Origin of the sequence: Campylobacter sp. CFSAN093259 (assembly GCF_012889985.1) — a bacterium.
GTDB lineage: Bacteria > Campylobacterota > Campylobacteria > Campylobacterales > Campylobacteraceae > Campylobacter_D > Campylobacter_D jejuni.
Window position 1 is genome coordinate 1541296 of the sequence record NZ_CP040617.1, and the last position, 15868, is coordinate 1557163.

Here is a 15868-nt window from a genome sequence, read left to right on the forward strand (position 1 = left end):
TAAATTTACTTATTGATTTAAAATTTGATTTTTACTCTTACATAAATTCTGCCAATTTGAAGCACTTTTGATTTCAAGACATTGTTTTAAACTTTCTTTTTCAGCTTGTATATTTTGCATTCTTTCATAAGTTAAGGCTTGGATATATAAAGCTCTTGCTCTATCTTCATCTGAAAGTTTTAATTTAAGTAAATCTGTTAAAACAGCTAAACTTTCTTCATTTTTATTGATTTTAGTCAAAGCATCAAGATATATAAATTCTAAATTAGGACTAAAAAGATTTATACCTTTAAAATTTTGATAGTCAATGGCCTTAGGTGCGTAAGTTAAAATAGTTGTTTGCATATTGTGATCATTAGCATAAGAAAGTAAAGCATCATAAGCTTCCACCATACTAAAATTCATTGGAAAACTTTCTAAAATTTGCAAAATTTTAATGGCTTGATTGTAGTCATTTAAGCGCAATAAAGACAAAAATTGCAAATAATAAGCCTTAAAATTCTCATCATCGCTTTTTAAAATTCTAGAATTAGCTATATCTTTAGAAATTTTAATCACCTGAGGATATTGTTTATTATCAAAAAGAATAGATGCTTTTTGAAGACCATAAAATATAGAATCTTCATTATAATTTTTATCTATATAATCAAGTGCTTGTTCAACATTAGAAGTTCTGATAAGACAAGCTAACATTTGTTTTTTATTCTCAATTTTCTGACCTATATCATAAGCACTAAAATGCATAAAAATATTTGCAGCATTGATACAATTATCAGCTTTTATCGCATTTTTTAAATCATTAATGGCTGCTTTCTCTAAAAATTGAGTAGCATTTGGAATTTTTTTACTTTCTATAAGATCTTTATAAGCTAAAATAGCACTAAAATTTCCCTCTTTATAATAAAGTGCAACATCTTCATCTAAAGCTTTATTTGCAATATTCTCATCTTTATTTGCATATTGCTTCATTAAATCTGTATAACGCTGATGCAAAAAGCTTGCATTATTATCACCTAAAGCAAAGAATACCTCATCACTTGCTTTTTTAATTTCATCTAAATACTTACCATCTAAATAATCATCCATATACAAATCAAGGTATTTTTTAGCATCACTAGATCTGTTAGCATGTGATAAAACCAAGGCTAAATCTTTTAAAGTTTCTTCATAACTTGGATCAAGTTTGGACATTTTAGCAAAGGCATCTTCATAAATACTTGCACTTATATCAAATTGTCCCTTTTGATTAAATAATTTAGCAAGTTCTAAAGATCTTGGAATATCTTTTCCAAAATATTCAGGATTGGCTTTTAAAATGGTATTAATATATTCTATAGCTTTATTTACTTGCTCATTTGAAAGCAAATTCTTTGCCAAACTCATAGCTGCTCTTGCAGCTAAATCTAAATTTTTTGTATTAAAATAAGTATTTTCATAAATATTTACAGCTTTTTCTTTTTCATTTAAATTATAAATATAGTCTGCATAATCAAGTTTTGATAACTGAGTAAAATAATTATTAGGTTGTTCATTATCCAAAATCGACATTGTATACTCTACATCAGCACGCTGAGCTAAAGCGATATAAGTTCTTAACATTATATGTAAAACTTCTGAAAAATTTTTATCACTTGTAAAAGTACGCGTCCAATTTTTAGCATCATCAATCATCTTTTCTAAAATTTGTTGATCACGCATGCTTGGATCTTGAGTGTAAAGTTTATTTTGAGCTCTTAATTTATAAAGTATAAATTCACTAGTAAAAACACTGCCACGATATCTATTGATAGCACTTTGTGCATCAATCACCACTTGATTGTAATTAGCCTTATCGTATTCTTTTTTGATGCGTAAATAAGTATTGATATCTGCACTTTGAGGAATAACAACAGGATCAGAATTTAAATCCAAAGCTCCAACATAAGGCAAACTCTCATGTGGAAAATTGATATTAAAATCGAGTCCATCATAGTCTTTAATAGGTGCTAGTTCTGGTGTAAAAATAAAAGTAAAAGCCTTACTTTTATGCGAACTTGATGAACTGAGTTCTTTATCTATATAAATATTTTGAGAAGTGTCAAACATTCTTGCTTGTATTTTTGGCAAAATGATCATTTTAATTTTTTGAGCTTCTTGTATAAATTTTAAATCAAAAGCAGAAAAACTCTGATCTTTTAATTTATTATCAACCATACCTACAATATCACATTCAAAATGAACTTTTGCTTCGGTAATAAATTTTTGACATGTAAATTCTAAATCATTACTCGCATGTAAAACTGCAAAAGCTTGATTATTTTCGCGACCCGTGTTTAAAACAAGCTCAAAAGCAAAAGCATTTAAAAAACTTAATAAAATTAAAAATAATATTCTCATAAAATAATTATAGCAAAACTCTTATAACATTAACAATATAACAAAAGTGCTTACACAAACACAAAAAGCTAAAATAAAATTTTGTATAAAACTAAACTTAATATTATGAACCCTATCATTTTTCATAAATAAAGCATGAATTAAAATCTTTAAATACGCATAAAGCATAATAACAGAAGATAAAGCCACAAAAAGCACCAAATACCAATATCCATTTAAAATTGCTGTATTTAAAATCATAAATTTACCCCAAAACACTCCAAAAGGCGGGATACCTGCTAAAGAAAGCACACTAATGCTTAAACAAAAAGCAATTAAAGGTTTTTTAACCAAAAGCCCATTTAAACTCTCATAAGAATTATTCTCATAATTGCTTAAAATCATAAATACAGCATAATTTGCAAAAGCAAATAAAGTCCAATATCCAAAAATAGCAAGCAAAATTCCATCAAAATTTTGTTCTTTTAATAAAGGAATGCAAGCTACCAAAACCAAAGAAGAATGCACTACAGAACTATAAGCAAACATTTTTTTGATATTGTTTTGACTTAGAGCCGCAAAAGCACCTATAAGCATAGAAAAAATCGCTAGAACTATTATGATATATTCAAAACCTGTATTATTTAAAAAATCAAACAAACGAATAACCACAACCAACATGGCAACTTTTGGCACAACTGAAATAAAAGCAACCAAATTTGTATGTGCTGCATAATACACATCTTTAAGCCAAAAATGAAAAGGTGCCAAAGAAAGCTTGATTGCACAAAGAACAAAAATCATCACTCCAGCACCCAAAAGCATGGGATCTTTTTGAAACTCATTTTTTAACGCTAAATTAGCAGATAAATCTAAAGTTCCTGTTTTTAAATAAATAAAAGCTACAGCCATAACAAAAAACCCAGCTCCTACAGCCGCTACACTAAAGTATTTTATCGCACTTGAAATAGCATTATCACTTCCACGCATTGCTATTAAAGTATAAAGTGCTAAAGAAGAACTTTCAAGTCCTATAAAAATAAGTACTAAATTTGAGCTTGAAACCATCAAAAGCAAAGATGCAATCATAAATAAAAATAAAGCATAAAATTCACCCTGATTTTCTTCTTTTTGCATTAAAAGATATAAAAATGAAAAACACAAAATCACCAAAGAAGCATAAAATGAAACAATATCATTATTTAAAGTAGCCAAAAAAGCTTTTGCTTCTAAACCTTGAGCATTTGCATTATTTAAAATCAAAAAAGCACTTACAATCAAAGACAAAGAACTTATGCCGATATAAAACGATCGATGAAATTTCCAAAAACCAGAGCAAAGCAAAAGAACTATTGCAGTTGTAATTAAAAATAAAAATGGATAAGATAAGCTTATATTTAAAAGTTCTAAATTTAAAAAATTATTTAACATTTGCCTCTCCTATTTTAGATAAAAAATCTAAAGTATTTTGCTCAACAGCTCTAATATTCATTGTTTTTATAAGATTATCCACATCTTTTTGTATCGGCTTTAAAAGTATATTTGGCATAAGCCCTAGTCCAAAAATCATTACTACAATGCACACAAGCGCTACTATTTCTCTAAAAAGTAAAGAAAAACCCTCTATAAAGCTTTGTTTTTGCATGAAAAATATTTTTCTAAATACTGCGAACATATAAATCGCTCCTAAAATAATCACCAAACCTGCCAACAAAGCGTAAAATAAATTAATCTTTGCTATACCTAAAAGAATTAAAAACTCTCCCACAAAAGAAACAGTTAAAGGCAAAGAAACACTCGCAAGTAAAATGAGCATAAAGAAAATTGAAAATAAAGGTGCTTTTTTGGCTAAAGAATGGTAAAAAGAAATATCATAAGTATGATATCTTTGGTATAAAAGTTCAACCATTAAAAATAAAGCTCCCGTTACAATACCATGTGCAAACATATAAAAAACCGCACCACTAATACCCAAAGCATTTAAAGAAAAAATTCCCAAAATCATCACACCAAGATGTGAAATAGAACTATAAGCGATCAATTCTTTAATATTTTCTGCCCTATAAGCAATTAAAGCATTATAAACGATACTCACTATACATAAAGCTACAATTAAAGGCATAAAATACACACTCGCATCTGGAAAAAGCGGTAAACAAAAAAGCAAAAATCCAAAAGGAGCCATTTTAAAAACTACAAGCATTACAGAAACAAGAACAGGCGAATTTGCATAAACCTTAGGTGCCCAAGTATGAAGTGGAAATAAAGGAGCTTTGATAGCAAAAGCGATAAAAAATGCTCCAAAAAGTAAAAGTTGCTCTGTAAAATTTACTGCCGAGGCATTATTTTTCCAAATTTCTAAGTCAAAAGTGAAGATGTTTAAAAGTTGATAATTTAAATAAGCTTGATAAATCAATGCCACAAGCATTAAAATTGAACCCGCAAAAGCATAGATAAAAAATTTTACCCCTGCTCTAAAATCTTTACCATAAACTCCCATAATATAAAGCAAAGGCAAAAGAGAAAATTCCCAAAAAACATAAAACAACAAACCATCTTTTGCGCTAAAAAGTCCCATAATAGCAAATTCTAAAAAGAATATACAAGATACAAGCGCTTTTTGTTCCAGCTTTAAAAATAAAAAGCTTAAAAATATCATCAAAGAACTTAAAAGCATCAATATAAGTGCGATACTATCTACTCCTACATGAAAGCTAAAAAATTTCAAAATTTTAAAAGAGAGATTATAATCAAAGCTTGTCCCTTGTAAAAAATCCGCAAAAATATCCAAATTTAAAGCCAAAATCATAAAACTTACAACAACGCTAAAAACCTTAATGCCTCCACGATTTAAAAGCAAAACCACAAAAGCAGAAATTAAAGGAAAAAATATCAAATAATTTAGCATTTTACACCATCCATACCAAAATCAACAAAATCACAAAAGTTGCCACCAAAAATCTAAGCATTAAGTTTAAACTGTTTGGCATAATCATTTTTTGTGAAATAATTTGAGAATACAAAGCAATTTTTTCAACTATTCTATCAAAAATATAAAGATCACAATGTTTTAAAATCGCACATAAACTTTCATATTTTGAAACGATAAATTGATGATAAAACCTAGGAATAAAATAATCATTACTTAAAAGTTTGTGAATTTTATTTTCTTCAATACTTTCCTTAAACCAAGAATTTTTATAAGCAAAAATAGCCAAAATTACACCCAAAATAGCTGCTACACTCGCACAAATCATTACAATTTGATTTTGTGCATCAATAAAAACTAATTTTGTGCTTAAATATTCAAAAAAACTATGTTCAAAAAATCCTGCAATAATAGCTAAAACCATCAAAGGACTCATAGCCAAAAGTGCGATTTTACTTGCTTCATGTGGATGTTCATTGTGTCTTGCAGGGGTAAAAAATACCAACATTAAAAGTCTAAAGCTATAAAATGCTGTTAAAAAAGCTGCGATTAAAAGCACTAAAAAAATACCATGGTGAAAAGAAATGAAAGAATATCCTAAAATCAAATCTTTAGAGAAAAATCCTGCAAAAGGATAAATTCCTGCTAAAGCTAAAGATCCTATACACATCAAAATAGCTGTAAATTTTAAAGGTTTAAAAAGTCCACCCATTTTTTTAATGTCTAATTTATCATTCATAGCATGCATTACATTTCCAGCACCTAAGAAAAGTAAAGATTTAAAAAAAGCATGTGTAGCTAAGTGAAATAAAGCTATACCATAAGCCCCAAGTCCTGCAGCCACAAACATATATCCAAGTTGCGATAAGGTAGAATAAGCAATAATGCGTTTTAAATCCCTAGCCACCAAAGCCATAGAGGCTGCAAAAATCGCTACAAAAGCTCCAAGTAAGGCAATAATATAAGAAACTTCAGGAACTAAATCATAAAGCGTACTTGCACGAATTACCAAATAAACCCCCGCTGTTACCATGGTTGCTGCATGGATTAATGCAGAAACAGGAGTTGGCCCTGCCATAGCATCAGCAAGCCAAGTGTGAAAAGGAAATTGTGCAGATTTTCCCATAGCCCCTATAAATAAACAAGTTGCGATTAAGATCAAAGCGTTGTGATCTAGGCTTTGTGCCATGGAAAAAACTTCATCATATTTTAAAGTTCCTGCTTGCAAATAAAGCCAAAAAATTCCTAAAAGCATACCCAAATCCGCAATACGATTCATAATAAAAGCTTCATTAGCCGCAAAAGAATAAGTATCATTTTTATACCAAAAACCTATGAGCAACCAAGAGCAAAGCCCAACGCCTTCCCAACCTACGAAAAGTCCTAAGAAATTATCACTCATAACTAAAAAAAGCATAGAAAAGACAAAAAGCCCCAAATAAGCAAAAAATTTATTAAAACCTTCATCATGAGCCATATAAAAAATACTATAAAAATGCACACAAGTAGCTACAATACCTACAACACTCATCATAGTAAGCGAAATAGCATCTATATCAAAGCCAAAATTTACTCCAGCAAACCATTCAAACAAACTCACATTAAAAGCTTCATTGCAAAAAAGCAAATACAAAGAACAAAAAGCACTCAAAGCTACTAAAAGTGAACAAATTATCCCTACAAATTGTTTTTTCTCACTCAAAGCAAAACAACTTGCAAACAAAAAAGCTACAAAAGGACTAAAAAGAGAAATCAAAGCTAAATTTTGCATACTAAGCCTCCACTTCTTTTAAGCTTTTTAATTCCAAAGTGCCTTTTCTTCTATACCAAAGCACACACAAAGCTACACCAACAGCTACTTCACAAGCTGCTACACCCATGATAAAAAGCGCAAAAACCTGTCCATTTAAATCATTGTGCATTTTAGAAGCTGCTACTAAGGCTAAATTAGCACTATTTAATAAAATTTCACTTGAGATAAAAAGCATGATGAGATTTTGTCTTTTTAAAATCCCTACAAGTCCTATGACAAACATTAAAATAGCGACGAAAAAATACTTTTCTATCATTGTTTTTCCTTTGTTAGCTCTTTATGAGTAAGCACTATAGCACAGACTAAAGCAATCAAAAGCAAAATAGCTATAAACTCAAAAGCTAAAAGATATTTTGAAAAAATCGCTAAAGCCAGTTGTTTATTAAAATCAAACAAAGCAGGATCATTTAAAGGCAAATCCGTGCTGATATTTTGGTATTTAAAACCTATAAGCATGGCCAAAAGTAAAATCGTACTTAAAACCACCAAAGTAAAAAAACTTTTTTTAGCTTTAAGTTGTTCTTTAAATTCTTTAGAAGCATCAAAAAACATCATCGCAAAACTATAAAGTCCAAGTACAGCTCCACTATAAACAATAATTTGTATCACGCCTAAAAACTCTGCATCAAGTAAAAAATAAAATCCCGATAAAAATACCATTCCACCCGCTAAAGCAGAAAGAGAATAAAGCATATTTTTACTTAAAACCGCAATGCCAAAAAAGCCTAAAACCACTACACTAAAAAATACAAAAGCCAAATTTTCTATCATTTATTTTCTCCTTGCTCTTGTGTATTTTGATTTTCTAAGGCTCTTTCAATCATCACATCATAATAATTTGGCGTTTTTTTAACCCACAAATTTGCATCCTTTCTAAGACTTCCTGCTCCTTCAAATTCAACTTGATTTTTAAGCTTATCAATAGGAGTTAAAAAATCTTGCTTATAGCCAAAATAAGACCTTTGCTCGGCTGCATTTTCATACTCTGTGCCATGCACTATAGCAAGTTCAGGGCAAACCTCAGCGCAAAAACCACAATAAATACAACGCCCTAAATTAATACTATAATTTTCTACTTTTTTACGCCCATTTTCATCTAAAGAAGTTTCCATTCTGATACAATTACTAATGCAAATTTTTTCGCAAAGCCCACAACCTATACATCTTTCATTTTCGCTTTCTATAAAACGCATCAAACGATGAACAGCACGGTAACGATTGTCAAGCTTTACCTTTTCAAAAGGATATTTAATCGTAGCGCTATTATTTCTCTTAAGTAATTCTCTCATCATCACAAAAAGCCCTACAAAAAGCTCTAGTTTAACGCTTCTACGCAAAGCTTGTGAAATTTTCTCCCAAGTGCTAACAGGAGTTTTTCTTTTCTCATCTACTAAATAATAATTTTTCATATCAAACTCCTATAAAAGAACTGTCAAAGCAGTGATTAAAAGGTTTAAAACAGCTAAAGGGATTAAGATCAAATAGCACATTTTCATCACTTGATCTGGACGCAATTGCGGAAAAGCAGCTCTTGCCCAAAAATACCAAAAGAAAATAAAACTTGATTTTACTATCATCATAATCCAACCAGGAATAATCCAAAAGCTATTAAAACCCCCTAAAAACAAAAGAGTGACCAAAATAGCTCCAGCTATCATAGAAGTATATTCACCTATGAAAAACATACCCCATCTTAAACCCGAATACTCCGTTCCATAACCCGCTACAATTTCAGCATCATTTTCCGTCAAACAAAGCGGAGTTCTATTAGTCTCTATAAATAAAGCAATTATAAAAAGCACAAAAGCCAAAGGTTGTTTAAAAATAAGCCAAGAAAAAAATCCATCGCTTTGATAATTGTTAATATCCACCAAAGAAAAAGAACCTACAAGCATTATAATAGCAATCAAAGCTAAAGCTCCTACGCTTTCATAGGAAATAATCGATACAAGCCCTCTTGCAGCCCCTAAAATCGACCATTTATTATTACTTGCAAGTCCACCCAAAAACACCGCATAAAAGCAAAGTCCTGAAGTGCCGATGACAAAAAGCAAAGCTACATTGATATCTGCCACTATAGGCTGAATCACCCTTCCAAATAAAGTAAATTCAGGTAGCATAGGAATAGCTGCTAAAGAAACAAAAGCACAAATAGCAGAAATCAAAGGTGCTATAGCAAAAATAAATTTTTGCGAATTTGAAGGGATTATATCTTCTTTAGTAAAAAGTTTTATCATATCAGCTACAAGTTGAATAAGCCCAAAAGGCCCTACCATATCAGGCCCTATGCGTCTTTGAAAATAAGCTAAAACCTTTCTTTCAGCATAAGTTGCAAGACCTGCTAAACTCGCAAATATTGCAATGATAATAATACATTTAATCAAAGTCTCTAAAGCAAAAAAAGCAAAATCACTCATGGTTTGCTCCTAATTTTTCTAAATTCGCCACAACAAATCTTTCATCAAAAAAGCTTAGCGTATCAAGTTTTTCATCAAAATACGGCAAGAAAGCTCCATTTTTTATATCCTTATCCACACGCACACTAAGGCTTAATTCTTTATCTTTTATTTTAAGTTTTACAAGATCTTTATCTTTTAAATTTTTCTCTTTAGCTAAATTTTCACTTACACCTAAAAAAATCACCTCATTAATCGCACTAGCACGATTTGAAAATCTACCAAATTGATAGCTAGGATTAGCACTATAAAGCAAAATTTCATCTTCTTTTAGGCTTAAATTTTCAAAATTTGGAGAGATGAATTCTTTTTTAGCAACTTGTTTGAAACATTCTAAATTAAGCTCATATCCCCTTTTACAATCGCCTGCATTGGTATAAAAATTGTCTAAATGATCAAAATCAATCGGAGAAAAACCTTTATTTATAGGGAGTCTCTTAGTATAATTTATAGTATATTCCTCATCAAAACCTAAAGCATTAGCCAAATCATTTAAAAAATATCCCTTAAATTCTAAAGCAGCATTAGTTGGTACCACTCTTTTATCATAATTTAAAAAAGTTCCTTCTTGCTGATTTAAACTCGCACTAGCTAAATTTGCATGCTCTTCATAAGAAAAACTAAAATCACCTTTTTCATTGTAGCCTAAAGTCTTGCCTTCTTGTGTATTGTTATCCAAATCACAAATCATAGCCACACCTAAGGTATTAGTATGCGTAGGATTTAAAAAGACTTTAAAAGGAGTAGTATTTTGGATCAAAGCAAGTAATTTAGCAAGTTTTTTCGCATTTTTATGAAAATAAAAATCACTCCCTACAACAAGAGTAAAATTTGCTTTTTTAAGCAATAAATCTTCTAATTTATCTTCATCTATGCCTAAATTTTTAGCAAAAACAGAGCGTTGTACTTCTATGATTTTTTTTACTTTTTTAGGTACGACTTTTTTTACTTCTTTTTGAATTTCATTGCCTTCTTCATCTTTTTCTATGACTTGTTCTACAACTTCTTCGTTGATACTTTCTTCTATTTCTTTATTTTCACTAACAAAAAACTCTGCTAAATGAGTTTTAATACCTTCATCTTGGCTAAATTTTTGAAGTAAAAAATATAAAATTTGCTCTTCATCGCCATTTTTATGAATGTGCGGGATAAAATTTTTAGAATATTTTGCTATACCCATATCTTCCATAGGATGAAAATAAAGCCCTGAGCCTTTATTCATCACTAAAGCATTATTGATTTTATAGCTAAGCGTTGGAGCATCATATCTTAAAAGCATTCCAGCTACAACCAAAAAATCACTTTTTGTTATATCTTGAGTATTAGCGCTATAAAACTCACCAGAATTAGCGATAAATTCTTGTAAAAATTCTTTAAATTTCAAAGCTTCTTCATTGATCAAAGAAAGATTAAATTTCTTTTTTAAATTTTGTAAAATCAAAGCTTCTTCATTGGTAATAAAACTATTAAATTTAATGTTTTTAATTTCATTTTTCTCAAAAAGCTCCACAAGTTCTTTAAAGGCTTTTTCATCTTTATCCGCCTCATTTTGCGTATCAAAAGCAAACCTTGCAGCCTTATTTAAACTCGCAAAGGCAAAATCATTACTCACACGATAAATTTTTTCTTTTTGATTGCTAATGCCGCTTTGCTTAATATCATAATACATCAACTCACAATCGCTTGAATGCGGATTTGAAGCAGGGATTCTTTTAAGTTCCCAAATATTTGAAGTGTATTGAAATTTCGAACCTATCAAAGCTCCTGTTGGACACACGCTTGTACATTCTCCACAAAATGAACAATCAAGCGTATCACCATTTGCAGGGCCTATCAAACTTTTTTGAAATTTAGTCCAAATCGCATAAGCATCTTTTCCCATGCTCTCTTTAAAGCTATTATCCACACTATCTCCGCCACGAGGAACAGTCTTTAAAGCACTTTCGCCGATTTTATCCTTACAAACTGTAATACAACGCTCACACACTATGCAAAGTGCGGGATCGTAATTAATCATTCCCCAATGTTTATGTGGTTTATGCGTGTCTTTAATCCAATGTTTTTGAACATTTACACGACTTTTATGAGTAAAATTTTGCAATTCACACTCGCCTGATTTATCGCAAACTCCACATTCTAAAGGATGATTGATACAATAAGCTTGCATGATCTCATTTCTTTCATCCCAAAGATTTTGTAAATCACTTTCTACAACCATACCCTCTTTTGCTTTAGTATTGCAAGAATATACCTTTTTACCATCAGCTTCAACCATACACATACGACAAGCCAAAGTAGGACTACAGCCCGAAAGATAGCAAATCGCTGGGATAAAAATATCATTTCTTCTTGCTATATTTAAGATATATTCGCCTTCTTCAAAGGCGCAATCTATACCATTAATCTTAACTGTCATTTTGCTTCCTTTATGCGAATTGGAGTAAAATCAAAACCATTATTTTCATAATTTAAAAAAGCTATGGTGCCTTGTAAATTTTCATCTAAACAAAGCTTAGTTTTAAAACTAAAATCTTTAGCTAAAATTTCAACTTCACTTTGATCTTTGCATTTTGCAATTTGTAAAAATTGCTTTGAACAATGTAAATTTTTATCTTGCAAATTTGCTCTAAAAAGCACTAACCCGTCATAATTATCGAGTTCTTTTAGGGTGTTTAATTTTGCCTTTTTAAAATCGCATTCTTCTTCATCGCTATCTAAAATCTTTAATCCATATTTTACACTTAAGAAATTCAAAAAATATTTGATATTTTCACTATCTTTATAAGAATGGATATTTTTATCTATAATTAAATACTTAACCTCTTTTAAAAAAGCAAGCACTTCGCCTGCTTCTTCCTCTCCAAAACAAGATTCAGCACTTAAATATCCCTCATCTAAATCGCAAAATTGTCCTTCATCGCTTAATTTACAAAGCAAGGCCAAAACAAAACTCAAACTTGCAATTTCGCATTTGTAAAATTTAGCTTTTAAGTTTTTATCTTCCAAACAAGAAATATTAATGCTATTTACACCTATTTTTTCACATAAATTTTTGTTTTTAAGGCTTGGCATATCTAAAAAACAAAGAGCATTATCATAAATCATACCCTCTCCTTTTTTATAACAATAGTCCAATCGACTTGATTAAATTTCAAAGAATTTAAAAGCTCACAGCCTTGTTCTTTTACAAAAGAAAAACTTTTTTCAACAGGAGAAAAATCGCCGATTTCAAAAAGCACCACTAAAACCTCACCTTGTTTTGCTTCTTTTATGATTTGTGCTAAATCTTCAAAAAGCTCTTTGCTTTTTCTTAAATCTACCCTTCTCATCGATCTATCTCACCTAAAACTATATTTACATTACCCATAATGGCTACAACATCAGCTAAATAAGTACCTACAAGCATTTCTTCAAAAAACGCACAATGCCAATAACTAGGCGTTCTAGCCTTTAAACGATAAGGTCTTCCTGTACCATCACTATGGATAAAAAAGCCAAGCTCACCTTTTGGACTTTCAGTAGGCACATAAACTTCGCCTTTAGGGGGTTTTAAACCTTGAGTGATTAAAACAAAATGCTGCATTAAAGAATAATTCTGCGTTAAAATTTGTTCCTTTGAAGCACTTACATACTCAGGATGCGTAGCTAAAATTTCAGGCGAAGTATCTTTATAAAGCATGGCACATTGTCTAAGGATTTTCAAACTTTCACGAAATTCTTGCATATAAACTTTATATCTTGCATAAGAATCCCCTTGCGTAGCATAAGGCACACCAAATTCAACTTCATTATAAAGCAAATAAGGCTCTTCTTTGCGTATATCGTATTTTATGCCACTTCCTCTTAACATCACACCCGTACAACCCCAATTTAAGGCTTGTTCTTTAGTAACCACACCTACATTTTCAGTTCTTAAACGCCAAATTCTATTATCATCTAAAAGATCTTCATAATCTTTTAAATCATTTGGAAATTTATCGCAAAATGCAAGCATTTCTTCTAAATAATTCTCAGGTAAATCAAGCATAACCCCGCCTATTCTCATAGAAGAATGCGTAAGCCTTGCACCGCAATACTTTTCTATCAAATCCAAAACATACTCTCGTTCTCTAAAACAGTATAAAAATACACTCATCGCACCAATATCAAGCGCATGAGTAGCAAGCCAAAGCAAATGCGATGTGATACGGTTTAATTCTAAAAGTATCATGCGTATCACTGCGGCACGGCGTGGAATCTCTAAACCACAAAGCTTTTCAACCGCTGCACAATAAGCATAATTATTCGCTGAAGCAGCGATATAGTCCATTCTATCAGTAGTAGGAATAAATTCTTGATAAATCATATTTTCAGCCATTTTTTCCATACCACGATGCATATAACCTATACAAGGACGCGCTTTTACAACTTGCTCTCCATCGAGTTCTAAAATAAGACGCAAATTTCCATGCGCTGAAGGATGTTGAGGGCCTAAGTTGATAATCATTTTTGAGTCTTCTTGCTCAAAAGCTATATTTTCATAATAAGGTTTTAACTTGCTAGGAATTTGCATTTTAACGCCTTTTCTCTAAAATTTTTGCTTCATCACGTTTTACTTTTTTTACAAAAGCCACACCTTCATCTTCTTGATATTCTTGTTTAAAGGAAATTTCCTTCTTTTGACCACCTTTTGGCACTTCATGGTAAAGTCTTGCAAAATTTAGCGTATCTTTATCATCAGCAAAACCAGAATCTCTTTGTTCTTCGCCCACTACTTCGCGGTATTCTTTGCCAAAAATTTTATCAATCTCATACCATCTTGCAAACTCATCGCCCTTTAAAGGATAAGTTTTTAAAAGCGGATGTCCAAACCAATCATCAGGCATTAAAATGCGTTTTAAATTGGGATGATTTATGATGAAAATTCCAAACATATCATAAATTTCTCTCTCACTCCAATTTGCCCCTTTAAAAACATGAGCCACGCTTTGCAAACGCTCTTTTACACCTACAAAAGTTTTTATTCTCACTCTTAATTTTTTTTCTAAATTTAAAAGCTGATAAAACACTTCAAAACCATTTTTATCTGCTATAAAATCAATAGCACTTGCTTCTGTAAAACTTAAATAACCTAAAGTTTTAAGCATTTGCAAGGTTTTAACATTGTCTTCTTTTTTAATTTCTATTACCCAAAAATCAAGCTCTACAAAGGAATTTAAAATTTCTACTTGAGTTTTTAAAACTTCAAAATCATCTTTAAAAATACTTTCATTAACATCAGATTTTACAGTATGTGGCGCGTGATAAAATCTATCTTTGTAATAATTTTGAGTTTGAGCATTTTTTTTATCGCTATACTTTCTCATTATACCAACCTTTTAGGTGCGATTTTACGACTTGCTTTTTCTTTGCGGATCTTTTTTTGCAAAATCATCAAAGCAAACTGAAAACTTTCGGGGCGTGGAGCACAGCCTGGCACATAAATATCTACAGGTATAATTCTATCCACTCCTTGAACCGTAGAATAAGTATTAAACATACCCCCTGTATTGGCACAACTTCCCATAGAAATCACCCATTTAGGATCAGGCATTTGATCGTAAAGTCTTCTTGTAAATTCAGCATGCTTTTTACATAAAGTTCCTGCGATAATCATCACTTCACTATGGCGTGGTGAAGCTCTAAAAATCGTTCCAAATCTATCAAAATCATATCTTGAACCCCCAGCCGCCATCATCTCAATCGCACAACAGGCAAGTCCATAAGATAAAGCCCATAAAGAATTACTCCTGCCCCATTGAACTAGTTTATCCACACTAGTTAAAACTACGGGCAAACCACTTGCATAATTTACTTGATGCTCTGCCATGCAAACGCTCCTTTTTTATAAGCATATAAAAATCCAACTCCTAAAAGTACAATAAAAACAAAAACTTCTAAAAGCCCAAACCAACCTAAATCTTTAAAAATTAAAGCCCAAGGAAATAAAAACACAACTTCTATATCCAAAAGTATGAAGATTAAGGCGATGACGAAAAATTGAGAGTTAATCTTGTTAGCTTGTTTAACAGGAATAGGACCACATTCATAAATTCCAAGTCCTAATTTTTTGCGATTTTTTGCGGCAAAATTATTACCGATTTTTGAAGCTAAAAAAACCAGTCCAAAAAAAATAACACTAGCAAGTACTAGCATTAAAAAAATACCAAAATAAGGATGCGAAGCATCTATATGAGACATTTATTCTCCTTTTTTAAAGCACTTTAATCACTCCACAACAAAAATTAAATTTACACTTTTCTTTATTTTACTCTAAACTTTCTATATTGAAACTTA

At 30.9% G+C, this 15868-nt stretch carries 15 protein-coding genes; all 15 read right to left on the reverse strand.

Annotated features, from left to right (window positions below; translation table 11 throughout):
• Positions 1-9: 9 nt before the first annotated feature.
• Genes FBF20_RS07935 through FBF20_RS08005 form a run of 15 tightly spaced genes read right to left on the reverse strand, consistent with a single transcriptional unit; the run spans position 10 to position 15772 of the window.
• On the reverse strand, positions 10-2376 hold the full coding sequence (locus FBF20_RS07935; RefSeq protein ID WP_002871959.1) for a paralysed flagellum protein: 2367 nt from the start codon (positions 2374-2376) through the stop codon (positions 10-12).
• A 21-nt stretch (positions 2377-2397) separates the two neighbouring features.
• Positions 2398-3786, reverse strand: a complete 1389-nt coding sequence (locus tag FBF20_RS07940; protein WP_002871958.1) for an NADH-quinone oxidoreductase subunit N — start codon at positions 3784-3786, stop codon at positions 2398-2400.
• Positions 3776-5263: an NADH-quinone oxidoreductase subunit M gene (locus FBF20_RS07945; RefSeq protein WP_002871957.1), complete on the reverse strand. Its 1488-nt coding sequence runs from the start codon at positions 5261-5263 to the stop codon at positions 3776-3778. The genes FBF20_RS07940 and FBF20_RS07945 overlap by 11 nt, the downstream gene beginning before the upstream one ends.
• Before the next feature lies 1 nt (position 5264).
• Complete coding sequence (gene nuoL, locus FBF20_RS07950; protein WP_002890154.1) at positions 5265-7055, reverse strand: NADH-quinone oxidoreductase subunit L; 1791 nt, start codon at positions 7053-7055, stop codon at positions 5265-5267.
• Between the two features lies 1 nt (position 7056).
• Complete coding sequence (nuoK, locus tag FBF20_RS07955) at positions 7057-7353, reverse strand: NADH-quinone oxidoreductase subunit NuoK (protein WP_002851490.1); 297 nt, start codon at positions 7351-7353, stop codon at positions 7057-7059.
• Positions 7350-7868, reverse strand: a complete 519-nt coding sequence (locus FBF20_RS07960; protein ID WP_002864418.1) for an NADH-quinone oxidoreductase subunit J — start codon at positions 7866-7868, stop codon at positions 7350-7352. Before FBF20_RS07960 ends, nuoK begins: the two co-directional genes overlap by 4 nt.
• The gene (gene nuoI, locus FBF20_RS07965; protein ID WP_002851456.1) at positions 7865-8506 is read right to left on the reverse strand and encodes an NADH-quinone oxidoreductase subunit NuoI; all 642 of its coding nucleotides are present in this window, start codon (positions 8504-8506) and stop codon (positions 7865-7867) included. Before nuoI ends, FBF20_RS07960 begins: the two co-directional genes overlap by 4 nt.
• Positions 8507-8515: 9 nt before the next feature.
• Positions 8516-9514, reverse strand: a complete 999-nt coding sequence (nuoH, locus tag FBF20_RS07970) for an NADH-quinone oxidoreductase subunit NuoH (protein WP_002851149.1) — start codon at positions 9512-9514, stop codon at positions 8516-8518.
• Positions 9507-11969 carry an NADH-quinone oxidoreductase subunit G gene (locus tag FBF20_RS07975; RefSeq protein ID WP_002851440.1) on the reverse strand — a complete coding sequence of 821 codons (2463 nt, stop codon included), beginning with the start codon at positions 11967-11969 and terminating at the stop codon, positions 9507-9509. The genes nuoH and FBF20_RS07975 overlap by 8 nt, the downstream gene beginning before the upstream one ends.
• Complete coding sequence (locus FBF20_RS07980) at positions 11966-12658, reverse strand: hypothetical protein (protein ID WP_002851266.1); 693 nt, start codon at positions 12656-12658, stop codon at positions 11966-11968. Before FBF20_RS07980 ends, FBF20_RS07975 begins: the two co-directional genes overlap by 4 nt.
• A complete protein-coding gene (locus FBF20_RS07985; protein ID WP_002824979.1) occupies positions 12655-12882 on the reverse strand; it encodes an NADH-ubiquinone oxidoreductase subunit E family protein in 228 nt (75 codons plus the stop codon). The genes FBF20_RS07980 and FBF20_RS07985 overlap by 4 nt, the downstream gene beginning before the upstream one ends.
• On the reverse strand, positions 12879-14105 hold the full coding sequence (gene nuoD / locus FBF20_RS07990) for an NADH dehydrogenase (quinone) subunit D (RefSeq protein WP_002864417.1): 1227 nt from the start codon (positions 14103-14105) through the stop codon (positions 12879-12881). The genes FBF20_RS07985 and nuoD overlap by 4 nt, the downstream gene beginning before the upstream one ends.
• 1 nt (position 14106) lies before the next feature.
• Positions 14107-14901: an NADH-quinone oxidoreductase subunit C gene (locus FBF20_RS07995; protein WP_079263777.1), complete on the reverse strand. Its 795-nt coding sequence runs from the start codon at positions 14899-14901 to the stop codon at positions 14107-14109.
• Positions 14898-15401, reverse strand: a complete 504-nt coding sequence (locus FBF20_RS08000) for an NADH-quinone oxidoreductase subunit B (RefSeq protein ID WP_002777888.1) — start codon at positions 15399-15401, stop codon at positions 14898-14900. Before FBF20_RS08000 ends, FBF20_RS07995 begins: the two co-directional genes overlap by 4 nt.
• On the reverse strand, positions 15383-15772 hold the full coding sequence (locus FBF20_RS08005) for an NAD(P)H-quinone oxidoreductase subunit 3 (RefSeq protein ID WP_002890158.1): 390 nt from the start codon (positions 15770-15772) through the stop codon (positions 15383-15385). Before FBF20_RS08005 ends, FBF20_RS08000 begins: the two co-directional genes overlap by 19 nt.
• Between the last annotated feature and the right edge of the window lie 96 nt (positions 15773-15868).